The organism is Marinobacter subterrani (assembly GCF_001045555.1).
GTDB classification, from domain to species: Bacteria; Pseudomonadota; Gammaproteobacteria; order Pseudomonadales; family Oleiphilaceae; genus Marinobacter; species Marinobacter subterrani.
Genome location: NZ_LFBU01000002.1, coordinates 172,953 through 191,289, shown reverse-complemented (window position 1 = coordinate 191,289; position 18,337 = coordinate 172,953). Strand labels below are relative to the sequence as shown.

At 61.5% G+C, this 18,337-nt stretch carries 20 protein-coding genes; 6 read left to right on the top strand and 14 right to left on the bottom strand.

Features of this window, described 5'->3' with window-relative positions; translation table 11 throughout:
• Positions 1-330: 330 nt before the first annotated feature.
• The 5 genes from msub_RS16760 to msub_RS22585 are packed head-to-tail and all read right to left on the bottom strand — an operon-like array spanning position 331 to position 3,716.
• On the bottom strand, positions 331-1,407 hold the full coding sequence (locus msub_RS16760) for an ABC transporter permease (RefSeq protein ID WP_197083899.1): 1,077 nt from the start codon (positions 1,405-1,407) through the stop codon (positions 331-333).
• Positions 1,400-2,353 carry an ABC transporter ATP-binding protein gene (locus tag msub_RS16755; RefSeq protein WP_197083898.1) on the bottom strand — a complete coding sequence of 318 codons (954 nt, stop codon included), beginning with the start codon at positions 2,351-2,353 and terminating at the stop codon, positions 1,400-1,402. The genes msub_RS16760 and msub_RS16755 overlap by 8 nt, the downstream gene beginning before the upstream one ends.
• Positions 2,346-3,323 (bottom strand): HlyD family secretion protein, encoded by a 978-nt coding sequence (locus tag msub_RS16750; protein ID WP_048497298.1) that lies wholly within the window; start codon positions 3,321-3,323, stop codon positions 2,346-2,348. The genes msub_RS16755 and msub_RS16750 overlap by 8 nt, the downstream gene beginning before the upstream one ends.
• On the bottom strand, positions 3,320-3,523 hold the full coding sequence (locus tag msub_RS16745; protein WP_048497297.1) for a hypothetical protein: 204 nt from the start codon (positions 3,521-3,523) through the stop codon (positions 3,320-3,322). The genes msub_RS16750 and msub_RS16745 overlap by 4 nt, the downstream gene beginning before the upstream one ends.
• Positions 3,474-3,716 carry a TetR/AcrR family transcriptional regulator gene (locus msub_RS22585; protein ID WP_406564711.1) on the bottom strand — a complete coding sequence of 81 codons (243 nt, stop codon included), beginning with the start codon at positions 3,714-3,716 and terminating at the stop codon, positions 3,474-3,476. The genes msub_RS16745 and msub_RS22585 overlap by 50 nt, the downstream gene beginning before the upstream one ends.
• Between msub_RS22585 and msub_RS22255 the strand changes: the two genes are divergently transcribed.
• The 4 genes from msub_RS22255 (at position 3,621) to msub_RS16725 (ending at position 6,173) form a co-directional block, all read left to right on the top strand.
• Positions 3,621-3,875, top strand: a complete 255-nt coding sequence (locus msub_RS22255) for a hypothetical protein (protein WP_048497296.1) — start codon at positions 3,621-3,623, stop codon at positions 3,873-3,875. The two genes, msub_RS22585 and msub_RS22255, sit on opposite strands and share 96 nt — an antisense overlap.
• A 99-nt stretch (positions 3,876-3,974) precedes the next feature.
• Positions 3,975-4,730, top strand: a complete 756-nt coding sequence (locus msub_RS16735; RefSeq protein ID WP_048497295.1) for an amino acid ABC transporter substrate-binding protein — start codon at positions 3,975-3,977, stop codon at positions 4,728-4,730.
• 25 nt (positions 4,731-4,755) lie between these two features.
• Positions 4,756-5,430 carry an amino acid ABC transporter permease gene (locus tag msub_RS16730; RefSeq protein ID WP_048497294.1) on the top strand — a complete coding sequence of 225 codons (675 nt, stop codon included), beginning with the start codon at positions 4,756-4,758 and terminating at the stop codon, positions 5,428-5,430.
• A complete protein-coding gene (locus msub_RS16725; protein WP_048497293.1) occupies positions 5,427-6,173 on the top strand; it encodes an amino acid ABC transporter ATP-binding protein in 747 nt (248 codons plus the stop codon). The genes msub_RS16730 and msub_RS16725 overlap by 4 nt, the downstream gene beginning before the upstream one ends.
• 32 nt (positions 6,174-6,205) lie before the next feature.
• On the opposite strand, the gene msub_RS21665 is transcribed toward msub_RS16725, so the two are convergent.
• From msub_RS21665 to msub_RS16695, 7 genes are all read right to left on the bottom strand, one after another.
• A complete protein-coding gene (locus msub_RS21665) occupies positions 6,206-6,439 on the bottom strand; it encodes a hypothetical protein (RefSeq protein ID WP_156182831.1) in 234 nt (77 codons plus the stop codon).
• Positions 6,440-6,455: 16 nt separating this feature from the next.
• Entirely contained in the window at positions 6,456-7,307 is an 852-nt protein-coding gene (locus tag msub_RS16720; RefSeq protein ID WP_048497292.1) for a UDP-2,3-diacylglucosamine diphosphatase, read from the bottom strand.
• 95 nt (positions 7,308-7,402) lie between these two features.
• Complete coding sequence (locus tag msub_RS16715) at positions 7,403-7,636, bottom strand: formate dehydrogenase subunit delta (RefSeq protein ID WP_048497291.1); 234 nt, start codon at positions 7,634-7,636, stop codon at positions 7,403-7,405.
• Positions 7,633-8,517, bottom strand: coding sequence for a formate dehydrogenase accessory sulfurtransferase FdhD (gene fdhD, locus msub_RS16710; protein ID WP_082146573.1), 885 nt, complete (start codon positions 8,515-8,517; stop codon positions 7,633-7,635). The genes msub_RS16715 and fdhD overlap by 4 nt, the downstream gene beginning before the upstream one ends.
• Entirely contained in the window at positions 8,498-11,398 is a 2,901-nt protein-coding gene (gene fdhF / locus msub_RS16705; RefSeq protein ID WP_048497289.1) for a formate dehydrogenase subunit alpha, read from the bottom strand. Before fdhF ends, fdhD begins: the two co-directional genes overlap by 20 nt.
• A 24-nt stretch (positions 11,399-11,422) precedes the next feature.
• Complete coding sequence (locus tag msub_RS16700) at positions 11,423-12,961, bottom strand: formate dehydrogenase beta subunit (protein WP_048497288.1); 1,539 nt, start codon at positions 12,959-12,961, stop codon at positions 11,423-11,425.
• 17 nt (positions 12,962-12,978) lie between these two features.
• The gene (locus msub_RS16695) at positions 12,979-13,515 is read right to left on the bottom strand and encodes a formate dehydrogenase subunit gamma (RefSeq protein ID WP_053077981.1); all 537 of its coding nucleotides are present in this window, start codon (positions 13,513-13,515) and stop codon (positions 12,979-12,981) included.
• 94 nt (positions 13,516-13,609) lie between these two features.
• Here msub_RS16695 and msub_RS16690 point away from each other — a divergent pair, with 94 nt between their 5' ends.
• Positions 13,610-14,686, top strand: coding sequence for a substrate-binding domain-containing protein (locus tag msub_RS16690; RefSeq protein WP_048497287.1), 1,077 nt, complete (start codon positions 13,610-13,612; stop codon positions 14,684-14,686).
• Positions 14,687-14,706: 20 nt separating this feature from the next.
• Here the strand turns inward: msub_RS16690 and msub_RS16685 are convergent, their stop codons facing one another.
• Together msub_RS16685 and msub_RS16680 are read right to left on the bottom strand one after the other, a co-directional pair.
• On the bottom strand, positions 14,707-16,371 hold the full coding sequence (locus msub_RS16685) for an OFA family MFS transporter (RefSeq protein ID WP_048497286.1): 1,665 nt from the start codon (positions 16,369-16,371) through the stop codon (positions 14,707-14,709).
• A 327-nt stretch (positions 16,372-16,698) separates the two neighbouring features.
• The gene (locus msub_RS16680; RefSeq protein WP_048497285.1) at positions 16,699-17,328 is read right to left on the bottom strand and encodes a YbhB/YbcL family Raf kinase inhibitor-like protein; all 630 of its coding nucleotides are present in this window, start codon (positions 17,326-17,328) and stop codon (positions 16,699-16,701) included.
• Positions 17,329-17,494: 166 nt separating this feature from the next.
• Here msub_RS16680 and msub_RS16675 point away from each other — a divergent pair, with 166 nt between their 5' ends.
• Entirely contained in the window at positions 17,495-18,238 is a 744-nt protein-coding gene (locus msub_RS16675; protein WP_048497284.1) for a spermidine synthase, read from the top strand.
• Positions 18,239-18,337: the final 99 nt, after the last annotated feature.

Below are 18,337 nucleotides of genomic sequence, written 5' to 3'. Positions count from 1 at the left end.
AATGACCGACCACCTCTCCGACCACAGAGATCCTGCAATGATCGCCGCCCTTGCTGGCGGTTGGGTCGCGGACGCAGCGAGCCTGAGTCTGCACTGGCGGGCGTGGATTATCGGACCGGCAATGGCGGCTGTGCATGGTGTGGGCGGCGAACGGGGCATACCACTGAGCTGGCTGGCCCGGGTCAGTGATGCCCCCGCCCTCTACCGGAACATCGAAATACTGGTTAACAGGACGTGGGAAACGTCAGGAACACAAGGATTACCCGACGCATTGAAAAGCCTCCCGGGGGCTCATTGTGATGAGGCCCTGGCAGGGCAACGGCAGACATCTCAATCCAACCGCTTACTGAACCGCAGAGTCGCGATCACCATGAAAGCCGCGAAGAACGCCAGCAGCGGCCAGATTTCCGCGTGCAGCTCTGAGAGCTCTGCACCTCTCACCAGTATCCCCCGCGACAGTCTTACAAAATGGGTCAGCGGAATGACTTCCCCGAGCCACTGCGCAACCCGCGGCATCCCTTCGAACGGAAACATGAAGCCGGACAACAGGATCGAGGGCAGGAAGGTGAACACCGTGAGCTGGATAGCCTGGAACTGGGTCTTCGCCAGGGTCGACACCGTCAGGCCCAGTGCCAGCGCGGCCAGAATAAAAAAGACCGAAGCCAGGTAGAGATCGAGCACTTGGCCCCGTACCGGCACATCGAACAGCCACTGACTGACCCAGAGGATAAGGGTGACCTGAATCAGGCCGATAATGACGTAGGGGATGATCTTGCCCAGCATCAGCTCCCACGATTTCACCGGCGTGGTGATCAGCAATTCCAGATTGCCGCGCTCTCGCTCACGCACAATGGCGATAGACGTGAACAACACCATGGTCAGATGCAGGATAACGCCGATCAGGGCGGGGACGATGTTGACCGGCGAGCGATGTTCGGGATTGTAATAGGTGCGGGCCTCGAACAGGGGTGGCGGCTGCGCCCGGCCCGGCAGGGGCATCTGCGTGAGTCGCCGGGCGATACTTTCCACCGTCGGGTCCGAACCATTGATCAGCAGTTGACCGACAGGGCGAGTGGGGTCCATCACACGCCGCTCGAAGTCGTGCGGGATGTAGATGCCAACATCAATCTCACCGGCATCGAGCATCGCTTCCAGCTCCTCGGGGCCCGAGGCTGAGCGGGTAATCCGCACAATCTGGCTGGCCTCGGCAGACGCTACCAACTGTCGGGAAAGGCTGGTGTTGGCATGATCCGCGACAGCCGCGCTGATATTGCGAACGTCCAGGTCGATGGCGTAACCGAACAGCAGGATCTGCAGCAGCGGCACGCCGACGATCATGCCGAAGGTGAGCCGGTCGCGCTTGAGCTGGCGAACTTCCTTGCCGGCGATGGCGAGCAGTCTACGCATGGGCCGCGCTGCCTCCATGGCGGTTCAGGCGCGTGGCGGCCACGAAGACATCCTCCAGATTGGCGGTGACGGATTCGACCTCACTGTCGATATCAGCCTGCTTCAGGGCCCGGCGGATAAGACCGGCGGGATCTTCGACCGCTTTGTCGGTGAGCGCGTGCAGGCGGGTGCCCAGCTGAGCGACGCTCTGCACGCCGTCGGTGGCTTCCAGGCAGTCGCGCGCCGCCCGGGGTGTGGCCGTCTCGATCTCCACCACACCGGCATTGATGTCGCGGATCAGGTCACGTGGGCGGCCCTCAGCCACCAGACGACCGCGGTCCAGGATGGCCAGGTTGTGGCAGCGCTCGGCCTCATCCATGTAGTGGGAGGAGACCAGCACCGTGGTGCCCTGTTCCACCAGCGCGAACAGGATGTCCCAGAAGTCGCGGCGGCTCTGCGGATCGACTGCCGACGTGGGTTCGTCCAGGATCAGCAGGCGCGGACGGTGCAGGGTAGCGCCCGCCAGGGCCAGACGCTGCTTCTGTCCGCCGCTCATGGTGCCGGCAAATTGCTTGCGCTGTTCGGTCAGCCAGTATTCCTCCAGCGCCCGATCAATGCGTTGCTTCAGATCGCGCCTCGGCAAACCATAAACAGCGGCCAGAAAGCGCAAATTCTCCTCCACGGTAAGGTCCTCATACAGCGAGAATTTCTGGGTCATGTAGCCGATGTGCCGTTTTATTTCCTCGGCCTGCCCCGGCACACGGAAGCCCAGCACCTGCACTTCTCCGGCGCTGGGCGTAAGCAGGCCGCAAAGCATGCGGATGGTAGTGGATTTGCCGGATCCGTTAGGGCCCAGGAAACCATAGATTGCGGCCTCGGGAATCTGCAGATTGACATCCTGAACCGCCGTCAGTGAGCCGAAGCGTTTGGTCAGGCCTTTGGCGTCGATGGCGATGGAATCACTCATCGCCGCCTCCTGCCGGGGGTCCGGGCACGACCACGCGCACCGGAATGCCGCTGGGCAGCTCTTCCGCATTTTTAAGATCTATCTCCACCAGATAGCTGAGTCGACCGGCGTCGTGTTCGGTCAGAGCGAAATAGGGCGTATAAGCCGCTTCACTGGCAATGTAGCGTACCTGGCCTGCCCGGCGGCCGTGGCCGTCGATGCTCACCTGTACGGTGTCGCCCGGCTGGAACTGGTGATGCAGCGCAGCAGGTACGTAGACGCGGGCATACGGCGGCTGGTCGGTGGCGCGCAACAGGGCCAGGGCTTCGCCCGGACGGGGCGTTTCACCCTGCTCAAAAGGTAACGATTCGACCAGGGCGGCACGCGGGGCGACAATGTTGAGCCGGTCCAGCGTCAATCGCTGCCCTTCGACAACGGCTTCGGCTTCGCGCACGGCGGCCCGGGCCTGATCCAGTTCCTCGGTGGTGGTACCCTCAAGCAGCGCCGCCAATGCGGCGCTGGCGGCCTCCACCTCACCCCGGGCCTGATCGCGGGCATTGCGCGCGGCGTCAAGCTGACTGACGCTGGCGAGGTTGCGGGCCTGAAGAGGTGCGATGCGCTGCAGCTCGTTGCGGGCCTTTTCCAGGGCCGCCCCGGCGGCCATCAGTCGGGCGCGGGCCTCGTTGATGACTTCCTGCCGGGGGCCGCGCAGCAGCTCATCCAGCCGTCTGCGGGTGCGATCGGCGGCGGCTTCCAGTCGCGCCAGATCGGCTTCGAGGCGCCGGGGATCCTGCTCAACCAGCAGTGTACCAGCCGCAACCGGCTGGCCTTCACGCACATGAATGGCGGTGACCGGTTCGGCCCGCTCGGCGGTCAGGGCGATGCGGTCGCGCTCAAGCGTGCCCACCACGGGGTATTCCTCCACCTCATTGCACCCGGTCAGCGCAATCAGCACCAGCAGGACACAGGTTCCGGAAACAGAAGGAGTCATGTGCCGGCTCCGTGGTAGAAGAGTTGCAGGGTGTGATCAGCCAGTGTGTCGATACGTCCGGGTTCGATGCTGTAGTCCAGTACCTGCCCGGCCACCGGCCGGCCGATGAAGGGGAAGACAGCCATGCTCAGCAGTGACAGCGCGGTCAGCTCAGGATTGAGATCGGAGCGCAGGGTGCCGAGCTTCTGGGCGCCCTTCACGAGATCCCGCAGCCCGCGACCACCGCGGCAGCGGGTCCTCGCCGTCTGGCGTGTATTCTGTCGCGGACTGTAACCGGCTCAGGATCGGGCCCAACGCATGCTGCAGCACTGCCTCATACAGACCCTGCTTGTTGCCGAAGTAGTAGTGGATCATCGCCGGTGTGGCACCGGACTGCTTCGCAATGGCAGTCACCGACACACCGCGAAAGCCGTGCGCGGAGAACTCACTCAGCGCGACTTCAATCATTCGTTCGCGGATGGCGGGGTCGTCGCTGGGCCGGCCAGGGCTGCGCGGCTGATGCGGACCTGTGGTTTGGCGTTGTCGTTTTCGCTGGCTCATGACCAATATTAATAAACCCTTTAATTAATTGGTGCAAGGCAGGCGGTGATTTCCCCCGAGGGCCGACCCGGTCTATGCTGAACGTTCGACGTGTTATGAGAAGGAGGCTTCATGAAAACGTTTTTAGCCACGACGCTTATGATTATTTCCTTGCTGGCAGGCAGCGCTCTGCAGGCCCAGGAGATCCCCCTGCGAGTAGGCATGTCCGGCCAGTATTACCCATTCACTTTTGTGGAGCAGGACACACTCAAGGGCTTTGAAGTGGACGTCATGAACGCCATCGGCAAAGAATTGGGCCGTGAAATCCAGTTCGAAACCGCCAACTTCTCCGGCCTGATGGGCATGCTGGCATCGGGACGGATCGACACCGTGGCCAACCAGATCACCATCACCGAAGAACGCAAGAAGGCCTATATTTTCAGCGAACCCTACGTCTATGACGGCGCCCAGGTGGTGACCAAAAAAGGCAACACCGAGATACAGGGCGTGGAAGATCTGAAGGGCAAAACCGTTGCAGTAAACCTGGGTTCCAATTTCGCCGACCTGTTGCGGGAGCTGCCCTACTCGGATCAGATCAACATCAAAACCTATGAGAGTAATCTGGAGCATGACACCGCGCTGGGCCGCGTGGACGCCTTTGTCATGGATCGGGTCAGCGCCAGCCAGATTATCAAGGAAAAGCCTTTGCCCCTTGAGCTGGCCGGCCCCACCTTCTCACAGATCACCAACGCCTACCCGTTCCGGGAGACAGAGGCGGGCCGTGCGCTGCGGGACCAGGTGAACAAGGCACTGGCCGATCTGCGGGAAAAAGGCGAGCTGAAAGCCATCTCCGAGAAGTGGTTCGGCACCGACATCACCCGGCCCTGAGGGCCCAAACGAGGCCTGACTGCCTATGGACGTGCTAAACGTCGAATACATGGTGGGGCTGGTACCCGTTCTGCTCGGCTATCTACCCCTCACTCTTCAGCTGGCAGGAACGGGGATGGTGCTTGCACTGATCCTTGCCTGCCTGTTTGCTGTGGTCCGGGTGCTCCGCATACCGGTACTCAACCAGCTGACAATCGTGTTCATCTCCTTTTTCAGGGGTACGCCACTGCTGGTGCAGCTGTTCCTCTTCTACTATGGTCTGCCTCAGTTGTTCAGCGTGCTGACCGTCATCGACGGTGTTACCGCCACCATCATGGGCCTGACCATGCACTTTTCCGCCTATATGGCGGAATCGATCCGGGCCGCCATCGTGGGCGTTGATCGCAGCCAGACCGAAGCGGCCCTGTCCATCGGCATGACCAACGGCCAGATGATGCGCCGGATCGTGCTTCCCCAGGCCACCCGGGTGGCGCTGCCCACCCTGATGAACTACTTCATCGACATGATCAAGGCAACGTCACTCGCCTTTACCCTTGGCGTGACCGAACTTATGGGTGCCACCCAGAAAGAAGCCGCCGGCAGCTTTCTGTATTTCGAAGCTTTCATCGTCGCCGCCGTTATCTACTGGATCGTGGTGGAGATGCTGTCCAAGCTTCAGAGCTACCTGGAAATCCGCCTGAACAGGGCCTATAGCCGATGATCAGACTGGACTCACTGAGCAAGCAATTCGGCAAAACCGTCGTTCTCGACGGCATCGATCTGACCATCGAGAAAGGCGAGATCGTGGTAATCATCGGGCCCTCGGGCACCGGAAAATCCACCCTGCTGCGCTGCATCAACTTTCTGGAACAGCCCACTGCCGGCACCATGACCGTCGGCGATCTGACCGTGGATGTGAACCACGCCAGCCGGGCAGAAATCCTTTCCATGCGGCGGCGAACCGCCTTCGTGTTCCAGAACTATGCCCTGTTTGCCAACAAGACCGCGCTACAGAACATCGCCGAGCGTCTGCTGGTGGTGGACAAATGGCCGAAGGAAAAAGCCTACAAGAGAGCTCGCGAGATCCTGCAGCAGATCGGCCTGGCCGATAAGGCGGATGCCTACCCGGCGGCCATGTCCGGCGGCCAGCAGCAGCGTGTGGGTATTGGTCGCGCCATGGCCACGGGAGCCGAGGTTATCCTGTTCGACGAGCCCACCTCGTCCCTTGATCCCGAATGGGTGGAGGAAGTGCTAGGTTTAATGAAGCAGCTCGCTTCCGAGCGACAAACCATGATGGTAGTTACCCATGAAATGTCCTTCGCACGGGATGTCGCCGACCGGGTGATCTTCATCGACGGCGGCAGAATTGTGGAACAGGGACCGCCCGGCGAAATTTTTTACAACCCGAAAGATCCCCGAACGAAAGACTTTCTGAAGAAAATTCTGGCCACGAACCCGGTGTAAGAGTGCGTAAACAGCAGAGCCCCAGTTGGCTTTCAATGGGCGCCTGCAATCGATGCCTCCAGATCCAGCAAGTAGTCTTCACTGCGCACAGTCTGCTCATAGAATGGCTCCTTCAAAGAGAATCCATGGTTCGTTTCATACCAGCATCTACAAGCTTGGCTGGTGATCGTCACCCGTGCTTCTTGAGGATCGGGAGGTAACAGCGGAGAGAACAGACGTTGATAATCAAAGACCAGACTCACACCCTGCCAGACAGATGCAGCCATCGGGACAGCCGATCACTCAACTGGCCAGGCGGTTGACCTGCTCCACAAATCCGGTCGGCAGGCTGTCGAGCACCGGCCGGGCATCCCCGCACACGTCCGGATGCGGTGCGTCTGGTTCTACCGCCAGCACGGCCGGGGTTTCGGACCAGTGCAGCAGTTCCAGCTTGCCATTGTCCTGCTCCACCAGGGCGGTGCAGTGCTCCACCCAGTCGCCGTCGTTACAGTAAAGCCCTTCTTCACTGCGCAGGAATCCGGCAGAGTGGATGTGGCCGCAGATAAAGCCGTCGTAATTACCCTTTTCCGCGACGGTCAGCGCCGCCAGTTCGAACCGGCGGATGAATGTCCTGGCCTTGCCAATGCGGCTTTTCACCCAGGCTGCCAGCGACCAGTAGGGTTTGCCCTTGAGCCGGCGCCAGGCGTTGAACCATCGGTTCAGGCGCAACAGGAGGCCATGGGCGCGGTCACCAACCAGCAGCATGAGGGGGCTGCAGCGCACCACCTGATCAAACTGGTCGCCGTGGCAGACCATGAATCGGCGACCATCGGCGGTGCGGTGCACGATTTTGTCGTGAAGCTCGATGCCGGCAATGGTCTGGCCACAGAATCGGCGCAGGAAATCGTCGTGATTACCAGGCACATAGACTACGCGGGTTCCGCTGGCGGCCAGCTCGATGAATTTGTGGATGACGGCCTGGTGGGCGGCCGGGAAGTGAACCCGCCGCTGCATCGCGATCAGGTCGATAATGTCACCCACCAGATAGAGGGTTTCGCAGCGCACCCGGGTTAGAAAGTCCAGCAGATAATCCGCCTGACAATCTGCCGTGCCCAGGTGTACATCGGATATGAATACGCTCCGGTAACTCCGCATGCCGTCCCCCGCCGTTCAACCATTCCGGATGATGCCACCTTGGCAAAACGCGGTGACGGACAGGTGACAGGCAGGCGACAGTTTAATGACCGGGTTCAGGCGGTCTGGGGCTCCGCCAGGCGCTTGACCGCCAGCCGGGACACCGATGACAGCTCGAGGCCGTCAGACTCGGCGTAGGCAATGATCTGCTGTTTCATGCTGCGGGCCCAGAATTTCCTGATGTGCGTCGTCACCACCTCGGCGGCCTGGTCTTCATCGCCGTGGTGCAGGTTGTTGATGCTGATCTGGTTGATCATCTTGATCAGGTTCTGGAGTTGCTGGTCGCTCATTCAGGCGTCTCCTCAGAAAATTGGTCATCGCCCCGGGCATAGATCACGTGGCGACCCGGGCGGGCAAAGCCGATCAGGGTCATGCCCGCGGCACGGGCTTCCCGGATCGCCAGGGCCGTGGGTGCGGAAACAGCCACCAGACACCGGATACCCACGCTGGCGCATTTCTGCACCATCTCGAAACTGGCCCGGCTGGAAATCAGCGCGAAGCCGTTATCAAACGCTGCGACACCGTGATGCCGTATGCGGGCTCCGATCAGCTTGTCCAGGGCATTATGGCGCCCGACATCCTCCAGGGCCTGCAGTAGCCGGCCATCGGCGTCGCACCAGGCAGCGCCATGGGTGGCACCGGTCTGCGCCTGAAGGGGCTGGTGCTTGCGGAGGCTGGCCAGGGCACGCTGGACCTTGTCGGCCGGCGGCACCGGTTGCACCGGAACCCGCTGGATGGGCCGGATGGCATGGGCCAGCGAATCCGTGCCGCACAGCCCGCAACCGGTCCGCCCGGTCATGTTCCGGCGCTGCTCCCGCAGCCGGGCAAAGCAGTCACCGGCAATGTGCATGTCTATCGAAATGCCCTCCTCAACCGCCTGAACCTCCAGACCAAAGAGCTGGTCCGGGCGGTCCAGAATACCTTCGGTGAGACTGAAGCCCAGGGCAAAGTCAGCAAGGTCCGACGGCGAGGCCATCATCACGGCATGGGAAATGCCGTTGTACACCATGGCCACCGGCACCTCCTCGGCCACAACGTCGCGGCCGGGCGCGCCCGCAATGCCGCCCCGCACTTCCACCGGGACCTCACAGCCGTCCGGCGGAAGTGGTTGCGCTTGTGGGTGGGGCGCCTTCATGGCCGCGCCGCCCTGACTATTTGAGTGCCTGCGCATCGGCCTGCTCCATGTGGCTCGCGGCCGGTTCCAGCAACTGCTGCTGGCGCTTGTCGAACTGCTCGAAATGGCGCTGCCAGTCCGACGGCTGGGACACTTTCTCCACCTGCACGGCCGTGACCTTGTATTCCGGGCAGTTGGTGGCCCAGTCAGAGCTGTCGGTGGTGATCACGTTGGCGCCACTTCCGGGATGATGGAAGGTGGTATACACCACACCCGGCAGCATGCGGTCACTGATCCGCGCCCGCAGAACGGTCTGGCCAACGCGGCTGGAAATACCCAGCCAGTCGCCGTCGCGTACGCCCCGCAGTTCGGCATCACTGGGATGGATCTCCAGCACATCCTCGTTATGCCACCGGCTGTTTTCGGTACGGCGGGTCTGGGCGCCCACATTGTACTGGCTCAGGATCCGGCCGGTGGTCAGCAGCAGCGGGAACCGGCGGTTGGATTTCTCCTCGCTGGCGATGTACTCCGTTACCGCGAACTTGCCCTTGCCGATGGGGAAGTCCAGCGTGTGCATGGTGGGCGTGCCATCCGGATGCTCCTCGTTGCAGGGCCACTGGATGCTGCCCAGCTTTTCCAGCTTGTCGTAGCTGACACCGGTGAACGTGGGGGTCAGCCGGGCGATCTCGTCCATGATTTCAGACGGATGCTGGTAGTTCATCGGATACCCCAGGGCATTCGAGAGCGCCATGGTCACTTCCCAGTCTTCCATGCCGGCCACCGGCGCCATCACCTTGCGCACCCGGTTGATGCGACGCTCGGCATTGGTAAAGGTGCCGTTCTTCTCAAGGAAGGTGGAGCCCGGCAGCAACACGTGGGCGAACTTGGCCGTCTCGTTCAGGAAGATATCCTGCACGATCAGACAATCCAGGGCGCTGAGTGCCGCCTCGACATGCTGGGTATTGGGGTCGGACTGGGCAATGTCTTCGCCCTGCACATAGAGGGCCCTGAAGCTGCCGGCGATGGCGGCGTCAAACATGTTCGGAATCCGCAGGCCGGGCTCGTCATCGATGGCTACGCCCCAGTCCGCCTGGAACTTGGCCCGCACGGCCGGGTCGCCGACATGCTGGTAGCCCGGCAGCTCGTGGGGGAAGGAGCCCATGTCACAGGAACCCTGAACATTGTTCTGGCCGCGCAGCGGATTCACTCCGACGCCTTCACGGCCGATGTTGCCGGTGGCCATGGCCAGGTTGGCAATGCCCATTACCATGGTGGAACCCTGACTGTGTTCGGTCACGCCCAGGCCATAGTAGATGGCACCGTTGCCGGCATTGGCGTATTCCCGGGCAGCCTGGCGCACCAGATCGGCGGACACGCCGGTGACGGCCTCCATGGCTTCGGGCGAATTGCGTTGCTCGGCAATGAATTCCCGCCAGTCATTGTACTGCTTCGGCTCGCACCGGCTTTCGATAAAGGCCTTGTCTTCCAGGCCCTCGGTCACGATAACGTGGGCCAGGGCGTTGATCATGGCCACGTTGGTGCCTGGGCGCAGCGGCAGGTGAATGCCTTCCGTGCCGTTGGGGGTTTTCAGCAGGTCGATACGGCGAGGATCGATCACGATCAGCCTGGCACCCTGGCGCAGGCGCCGGCGCATCTGGGAACCGAACACCGGATGGGCATCGGTGGGATTGGCCCCGATCACCACAATGGTGTCGGCCTTCATCACCGAGTCGAAAGTCTGGGTGCCGGCGGATTCGCCGAGGGTGGTTTTCAGGCCAAACCCGGTCGGTGAGTGGCAGACCCGGGCGCAGGTGTCGGTGTTGTTGTTACCGAACGCGGCGCGGATCAGCTTCTGCACCAGGTAGGTTTCCTCGTTGGTGCAGCGTGAGGACGTGATGCCGCCAATACTTTCCCGGCCGTACCTGGCCTGGGTGTCCTTGAGCTTTTTCGCCGAAAACGCGATGGCCTCGTCCCAGGACACCACCTGCCAGGGATCGTTGATCGACTCCCGGATCATTGGCTCTTTGATGCGATCCTTGTGGGTGGCGTAGCCGAAGGCGAACCGGCCCTTGACACAGGAGTGGCCCTGGTTGGCTTCACCGCCCTTGTAGGGCACCATGCGCACCAGCTGATCCCCCTTCATTTCCGCCTTGAAGGAGCAGCCCACGCCGCAATAGGCACAGGTGGTGACCACACTGTGCTCCGGCTGGCCGGCGTCGATCACGCTCTTTTCCATCAGGGTGGAGGTGGGACAGGCCTGCACGCAGGCACCGCAGGACACACACTCGGAATCCATGAACGGATCGTTCTGGCCCGCAGAGACCTTGGAATCGAAGCCGCGGCCGTCAATGGTCAGCGCAAAGGTGCCCTGCACTTCCTCACAGGCACGTACGCAACGGGAGCAGACAATGCACTTGCTGGGGTCGAAGCTGAAATAGGGGTTGGAGTCGTCGACTTCGGCGTCCAGGTGGTTCTCACCCTCAAAGCCATAGCGCACTTCCCGCAGGCCGACCGCGCCGGCGACATCCTGCAGCTCGCAGTTGCCGTTGGCCGGGCAGGTGAGGCAGTCCAGCGGGTGGTCGGAAATATACAGCTCCATGATATTGCGGCGGAGCCTGGCCAGTTTGCCGTTCTGGGTGGTGACTTCCATGCCCTCGGTCACCGGCGTGGTACAGGACGCGGGATAGCCCCGGCGGCCTTCGATCTCCACCGCACACATCCGGCAGGAGCCGAAGGCTTCCAGGTTGTCCGAAGCACACAGCTTGGGAATATTGATGCCCGCCAGGGCGGCGGCCCGCAGCACCGAGGTGCCTTCGGGGACACTGATGTCGGTGCCGTCGATGGACAGGCTGACCAGGGTTTCGGATGTGCTGGGCGGCGTGCCGTAGTCGATGTTCGGGTTCAGGCCGCTCGTGCCGGGATCGAAATATTGCAACATTGTTATTGCCTCCACATGCTTCGGTCAGGCCGTCAGGTCTTCCGGGAAATGTTTCATCACACTCTGCACCGGGAACGGAGTCATCCCGCCCATGGCACAAAGCGAGCCATCCACCATGGTCTCGCACAGCTCTTCCAGCAGAACCAGGTTGGCGTCCGGGTTCTCACCGGCGCGGATGCGGTCAATCACCTCCACACCCCGGACCGAACCGATCCGGCAGGGCGTGCACTTGCCGCAGGATTCAACGGTGCAGAATTCCATGGCGAAGCGGGCCTGGGCCCCCATATCGACAGTGTCGTCAAACACCACCACACCACCGTGGCCAATGCCCGCACCGAGTTTGGCGAAGGCCTCGTAATCCATCGGCGTGTCCCACTGGCTGTGCGGCATGTAGGCCATCAGGGGCCCGCCCACCTGCACGGCTTTCATGGGTCGGCCGGTGAAGGTCCCGCCGCCAAAGTCTTCGAGAATTTCCTTCAGGCTGACACCGAACGCCAGTTCGATCAGCCCGCCCTGGCGGATGTTGCCCGCCAGCTGGATGGCCAGGGTGCCCCGGGATTTGCCCATGCCGTAGTCGGCGTAGGCCTGGCCACCCTGGTCGAGAATGAACGGCACCGCTGCAAACGACAGCACGTTATTCACCACCGTGGGCTGGCCAAACAGCCCCTTGATGGCCGGCAGGGGCGGCTTGGCCCGCACCAGGCCCCGCTTGCCTTCCAGGCTCTCCAGCAGTGAGGTTTCCTCACCACAGATATAGGCACCCGCCGCCAGCCGGACTTCCAGGTGGAAGGCCTGGCCGCTGCCCCGGATATTGGCACCCAGAAAACCCTCGCTTTCGGCCCGGCTGATCGCTTCCTCCAGAATCGAGTGTGCCACCGGGTATTCAGAGCGCAGGTAGATGAAGCCCTGGGTGGCACCCACTGCCAGCCCGGCAATGGCCATCCCCTCAATCAGCATGTAGGGGTCGCACTCCATGGCCAGCCGGTCAGCAAAGGTACCGGAATCGCCCTCATCGGCGTTGCAGACGATGTATTTCTGCTGCTGCCCGGGCTCGTCGTACACGGTCTGCCACTTGATGCCGGTGGGAAAAGCAGCGCCGCCACGGCCCCGCAGGCCGGAGGTCTTGACCTCATCGACAATCGCCTGGGGTGTCATCGCCAGGGCCTTGCCCAGGCCTTCGAAGCCACCAAGGGCGCGGTAATCGGCAATGGACAGCGGGTCGGTGATGCCGATGCGGGCAAAGGTCAGGCGCTGCTGGCGCTTGAGGTAAGGAATGTCCGCCACCGAACCGAGATACAGCGGATGGTCTGATCTGGCATCAAACAGGCCCGCCGCCACCAGCCCCGGAACCTCGTCCGGCTCAACCGGGCCATAACCGATCCGGCCGGTGGCGGTTTCAATTTCCACCAACGGCTCCAGCCAGAACAGGCCACGGGAGCCGTTGCGGACGATTTCTATCTCCACACCCTTTTGCCCGGCGTGGTACTCGATCAGCCTTGCCACCTCATCCGCGCCCATGGAAAGCGCGGTGGTATCGCAGGGCACGTAGATTTTCGTTGCCATGATCAATGCTCCTGTGATTACCGGATTTCCAGGGTGGCGGTGGTGAGCTTGTCCGCCAGGCGGTCAAACTTCTGTGGGGTCATCCGGCCGTGAATGTTGTCGTTCACGCGGATCGACGGCGCACAGGCACAGTTACCCAGGCAATACACCGGCTCCAGGGTGAATTCGTTATCCGCCGTGGTGCCGTGGTAGTCCACGCCCAGGCGCGACTTGATGTGGGCTTCCAGATCCCGGCCACCCATGGCCTGGCAGGCTTCTGCCCGGCACACGTGGATAACCTTGCTGCCCACCGGGTGGGTGCGGAAATGGTGATAGAAGCTGATCACCCCGTGCACTTCGGCCCGGGTCTGCTGCAACGCCTCGGCGATAATGGCCACCGCGCCCTCGGGGATATACCCCACCCGGTTCTGTACGGCATGGAGGATCGGGAGCAAGGCACCCGGCTTGTGCTTCAGGGCGACCACCTCTTCCCGGATCATGTCAGGGGTCCAGTCTCCGGTCGCGGCCCCACGGGAGGCAACCGGTGGTTGGTTGATCTGTTCTGCCATATGCATATCTGTTCCTACCTGTTTTTATTCCTGGTACAGTACTTATGCGCAATTGCCGCTACGCTAGCACCCCACCACGGCCAACGGAATATGAATCCGCATGCATAAAAAGAAACTCTCCATCGCCCCCGCCTGGATCTTCCGGACTGACGAGGGCGACCTGTTCGAACCGGTACTCTTCCGCCTGCTCGAGAACATCCGTGAAAGCGGCAAGCTCACATCGGCCGCCGCTGCGGCCGGCATTTCCTACCGGCACGCCTGGAACCTCCTCAACCGGGGCGCCGACACCTTCGGCCTGCCGATGGTGCTGATGCGCAAGGGCCACGGCACGCAGCTGTCGCCCCTCGGCGAGAAACTGCTCTGGGCCGACCAGCGGGTAAAAGCCCGGCTGGGGCCACAGATCGACAGCATGGCCTCCGAGTTCAACGACCAGATCCAGCAACTGCTGGCCGGCCAGCACCCGGTACTCCGCCTGCACGCCAGCCACGGTTATGCGGTGGCACTGCTGCCGGAGTTTTCTGACCAGGTTGAAATCAACCTGCAGTACCGAAACCCGGAGGAAGCCCTGACCGCGCTCAACCGGGGTGAATGCGACCTGGCCAGCTTCCACTTTCCCACCTGTCCCGAGCGGGCCCGGGAAATTCTTCACTATTACCGCCACCAACTGGTGGGCGATCAGTTCCGGCTGATCCGTTTCGTCACCCGCCGCGAGGGCCTGATGATGCGCAAGGATGCGCCGGTTAAAGTTAGCAGCCTGCCTGAACTGGCCAGCTCCGGACTGAGATTCATTGGCAGGGACCGGCATTCCGGCACCCGCGTTCTGTTCAACCTGCTGTTGCGCCAGGCCGGCCTGGCTGAAGACAGCATCAACCGGTCGCCCCAACAGGAATTTACCCATACTGCCGTGGCCGCGTTTGTGGCCGCCGGCATGGCTGACGTGGGCTTCGGCGTGGAAGCGGCCGCCAGCCAGTTCAATCTCGACTTCGTGGAAATGGCCCGTGAGCATTACCTGCTGCTTTGCCATAAAGATCGCATGGACCAGAGCAACCTGAACCACCTGCTCAACCTCATGCGCTCGCAGCCGTTCATCGACCGCATTCACCATCTCCCCGGCTATGAGCCGGACGCTCCCGGAACCGTCACCACCTTTGAGCAGTTGCTCGCAGGAGTCGACTGAACCGGGGCGTCCGGGGCCGGTCAGAACAGGGCAGCCGCCTTGGCGATCGCAATGTACAGCCCGATGAGGAAGGGCACACCCACCGCCAGCCAGGCCAGCACACCGGTCATACCGAAGGCACCACGGGCCGCTTTCTGGGCATCCACCGCCACACCGGTGTCGTGCTGCAGGGCGCGCTCGTACGCCAGCTCTTCTTCGGTCATGTGCAGGGAATGATCCACCGGCTTGATCAGGCTGTTGCAGATCAGGCCCAGGAACAACAGACCCGCCATAATGTACAGGGTGCGGTCGTATACCAGCGCCGGATCAATACCCGCATCAAGCTGTGCTTCGCGGATCAGGGCAATAATGACCGGCCCGACCAGACCGGCTGCCGTCCAGGCGGTCAACAGGCGGCCATGAATCGCACCGACCATCTGGGTGCCGAAGATGTCGGCAAGGTAAGCCGGCACCGTGGCAAAACCACCCCCGTACATGCTCAGGATCACGCAGATGGAAATCACGAACATGCCAGCCATGCCCATATGGCCCCAGGTGGGCAGCAGGCAGTAAACGATGATGCCGAGCACAAAGAAGGTGAAGTAGGTGTTTTTGCGGCCGATCTTGTCCGACAGCGAGGCCCAGAACAGGCGGCCGACACTGTTGAACAGGCTGATCAGACCCACCAGGCCGGCAGCGGCAGCAACCACGGCAGCTTTCTGGGCAGCCGTAAGGCTTCCGCCCTCCTCAAGACCCACTAGGGCTCCGCCGAAGACGTCCTGGAGCATCGGACTGGCCATGGATATCACCGCAATACCGGCGGTTACATTCAGGAACAACACGCCCCAGATCAGCCAGAATTGCCTGGTCTTCCAGGCTTTGTTCAGATGAACGTGGCCATGGGTGATCATCGAGTTGGCTGAAGGCGAACCTGAGGGCTGCCAGCCTTCCGGCTTCCAGCCATTGGGCGGAACCCGGAAACCAAGGGCCCCGGCCATCATCACGAAAAAGTAGATAACGCCCATGGTAATCAGGGTAGCGGCAACGCCCTTGCCGCCATCGGCCGAGTAGCTGCCCATCAGCCAAACCGCCAGCGGCGCGCCCACCATGGCACCACCACCGTAACCCATGATGGCAAAGCCGGTGGCCATGCCACGGCGGTCCGGGAACCACTTGATCAGGGTAGATACCGGCGTGATGTAGCCCAGGCCCTGGCCAATGCCGCCCAGCACGCCTGCACCCAGGTACAGCAGCCACAGTTGGTGGGTCATCACACCGAGGCCGCCAACCACCATGCCGCCGCCCCAGCACAGCGCGGCAATGGCACCGGCCTTGCGTGGCCCGGCATGTTCCAGCCAGGAGCCCCACAGAGCAGCCGAAATACCCAGCACCGCGATGAATATTCCAAAGGTGTAAGTCACGTGACTCACCGCCCAGTTACAGGAGGTGGTGGTCAGTGCCTGCAGCAGGCCAATATCGCCGCAGCTTGCGGCAACCTCGGAGGCAGGAATCAGATTGGCCATTGGCAGCCAGAACACCGAGAACCCGTAGGCCATGCCAATACACAAGTGAATCGCCAGTGCGGCGGTGGGCACCAGCCAGCGATTGAAGTTCGGTCCGGCAATGGTGTTCTCACGGTCAAAGAACCCCGGCTTGCTGCCAGAGACCTCTCCGTCGTACACACGATCTCCCGTCACCCCATCCATATTTGTACCTCTTTTGTTTTTATGGATTTTTTTGTTTTAAGCACGCGCCGGATTGATCAGATATGCATTTGCAGTCATATTTGATATAGATCAAGACACAGCTTTGTCGCGTGATGATTGGAGTCAATTGGCGATTCAGTAACAACTAGCGGAAGGTATTATGCATCCCTATGCATAGGGTGAGCGGCGAGAAAAGGCGCCGGGAAAATCGCCGGAAAGCCATGCCATGGCTGGCGAAGCGACGGCAACCGGGAAAAGAAAATGCCGGAATCGGGTTACCCCGTATTCCGGCAATAACGTGGATAGAAAACCGCTATGGACAGGCAACTAGCCCTGGCGCAGATCCGGATTCAGCGTGTAGGTGCCGGTCACCCGGGCACTGGCCAGCACATGGCCGGCCATCGCCTCCCGGACATCGTTACCATCAAACTCCCCTTCCAGGTTCAGGCTGTCGACATCCAGCGCATGAACCTCGAAGTGGTAGTGGTGCATGATTTCATCGTTCCAGGGCGGGCAGGGGCCGTCGTAGCCGGCGTAGGTGCCGTTCATGTCCGGATTGCCGGCGAGGAACTGGGTGTAATTGTTGACGCCACGAATGCCGATGGGGCCGGGGCCAGGGTCCTTGCCTTTGGGAATCACGCCGTCGCTGTCCTCGCCTTCCGGGATACGGCCGGTACCGGCCGGTACATCCACCAGAAGCCAGTGAAAAAAATCGACCCGCGGAATGTCCTTCGAGACGGTTTTGCCTTCCTGATTCACATCGTCTGCAACGCTGGGCACGTCCGGATCAAACATCATCACCACGAAGCTCCGGGTACCTTCGGGCGCCCCCTCCCAGACAATCTCGGGATTCCGGTTGGGCCCGAAACTCATGTGATCATCTTCGCTGTAGACCCCGAACGCGAATTTCTCGGGAATCGACTGGCCTTCTTTTATGCCTTGAACCTGTAGTTTCACGGCGTTGCCTCCTGTCGTTTTGGCCTTTGGCTCATTGACTGTGTCTGGGACAGTCGCATTCTGTGATAATACGGTTTTAACACAAAACCGATTGAACTGACCACGGAGCCCTGATGAGCCAACAGAAACCCGGCCAGCCGCAACAGCCTTCCAGCCAGTAATCCGGATGTTCAACAAGGGCGAGATCATTCATCACACCCGGGATGCCCTTGGCAGCATCCTGGTGATTGATTACCGCAAGCACCGGGTACTCACCTTCAACTCGGTGTTTGAACAGAGCAAGATCGACCGGCGCCAGCCCCATGTCCCGGTGCACGAGTACAACCGGGCCATGCTGTTACCGGCGGCGTTGGCCAACCCCTGCCATGTCACCATTCTCGGCCTGGGCGGGGGTGTTATGGCCAGCGCCGTACACCACCTGCACCCGGAATGCCGGATCCACGCGGTGGAACTCCGACAGGCGGTGCTGGAAACTGCGCGGGAATTTTTCGATCTGCCAGACAGCGAACGACTGACAGTCACCATCGCCGATGCCCGGCAGGCACTGGAGGCGATGCCGCAGGCCAGCACCGACATGATCCTGGCCGACCTCTACAACGCGGACCGCATGAGTCCGGCCCAGGCCCAAAGGCACTTTGTGGATGAGTGCGCCCGGGCATTAGGCAACGATGGCTGGTTGGTACTGAATTACCACCGCACCCCAGATGTCGAGGGGCCGTACTTCAGGCAGCTCAGGAAACACTTTGCCGTGCTACTGATGTTCCGCAGCAAGAGCAACAACACGGTCATTTACGCCAGTAAACAGCACTTCCAGTCGGTGCACTCGAAGGACCCGGTTCTGGCGGAGCTGGAAACCCGGTTGCCCATTGACTGGCGGCGACTGATGACGAAAGTCCGCCGCCTGGAGTGAGCGGAAAGCTACCAGTGCTGAGCGAGGTCACCCGGACCTGCGTTGATCTTCAAACCAACCGGCCGAGTGAGAAGAACCGGGAGCCGCAATAGACCGCTA

What these genes read in the sequence shown, in the direction of transcription:
- msub_RS16760 (WP_197083899.1), bottom strand. Translation starts at nt 1,407, where the DNA reads ATGCGTAGACTGCTCGCCATCGCCGGCAAGGAAGTTCGCCAGCTCAAG.
- msub_RS16755 (WP_197083898.1), bottom strand. Translation starts at nt 2,353, where the DNA reads ATGAGTGATTCCATCGCCATCGACGCCAAAGGCCTGACCAAACGCTTC.
- msub_RS16750 (WP_048497298.1), bottom strand. Translation starts at nt 3,323, where the DNA reads ATGACTCCTTCTGTTTCCGGAACCTGTGTCCTGCTGGTGCTGATTGCG.
- msub_RS22255 (WP_048497296.1), top strand. Translation starts at nt 3,621, where the DNA reads ATGCTGCAGCACTGCCTCATACAGACCCTGCTTGTTGCCGAAGTAGTA.
- msub_RS16735 (WP_048497295.1), top strand. Translation starts at nt 3,975, where the DNA reads ATGAAAACGTTTTTAGCCACGACGCTTATGATTATTTCCTTGCTGGCA.
- msub_RS16730 (WP_048497294.1), top strand. Translation starts at nt 4,756, where the DNA reads ATGGACGTGCTAAACGTCGAATACATGGTGGGGCTGGTACCCGTTCTG.
- msub_RS16725 (WP_048497293.1), top strand. Translation starts at nt 5,427, where the DNA reads ATGATCAGACTGGACTCACTGAGCAAGCAATTCGGCAAAACCGTCGTT.
- msub_RS21665 (WP_156182831.1), bottom strand. Translation starts at nt 6,439, where the DNA reads ATGGCTGCATCTGTCTGGCAGGGTGTGAGTCTGGTCTTTGATTATCAA.
- msub_RS16720 (WP_048497292.1), bottom strand. Translation starts at nt 7,307, where the DNA reads ATGCGGAGTTACCGGAGCGTATTCATATCCGATGTACACCTGGGCACG.
- msub_RS16715 (WP_048497291.1), bottom strand. Translation starts at nt 7,636, where the DNA reads ATGAGCGACCAGCAACTCCAGAACCTGATCAAGATGATCAACCAGATC.
- fdhD (WP_082146573.1), bottom strand. Translation starts at nt 8,517, where the DNA reads ATGCGCAGGCACTCAAATAGTCAGGGCGGCGCGGCCATGAAGGCGCCC.
- fdhF (WP_048497289.1), bottom strand. Translation starts at nt 11,398, where the DNA reads ATGTTGCAATATTTCGATCCCGGCACGAGCGGCCTGAACCCGAACATC.
- msub_RS16700 (WP_048497288.1), bottom strand. Translation starts at nt 12,961, where the DNA reads ATGGCAACGAAAATCTACGTGCCCTGCGATACCACCGCGCTTTCCATG.
- msub_RS16695 (WP_053077981.1), bottom strand. Translation starts at nt 13,515, where the DNA reads ATGCATATGGCAGAACAGATCAACCAACCACCGGTTGCCTCCCGTGGG.
- msub_RS16690 (WP_048497287.1), top strand. Translation starts at nt 13,610, where the DNA reads ATGCATAAAAAGAAACTCTCCATCGCCCCCGCCTGGATCTTCCGGACT.
- msub_RS16685 (WP_048497286.1), bottom strand. Translation starts at nt 16,371, where the DNA reads ATGGATGGGGTGACGGGAGATCGTGTGTACGACGGAGAGGTCTCTGGC.
- msub_RS16675 (WP_048497284.1), top strand. Translation starts at nt 17,495, where the DNA reads ATGTTCAACAAGGGCGAGATCATTCATCACACCCGGGATGCCCTTGGC.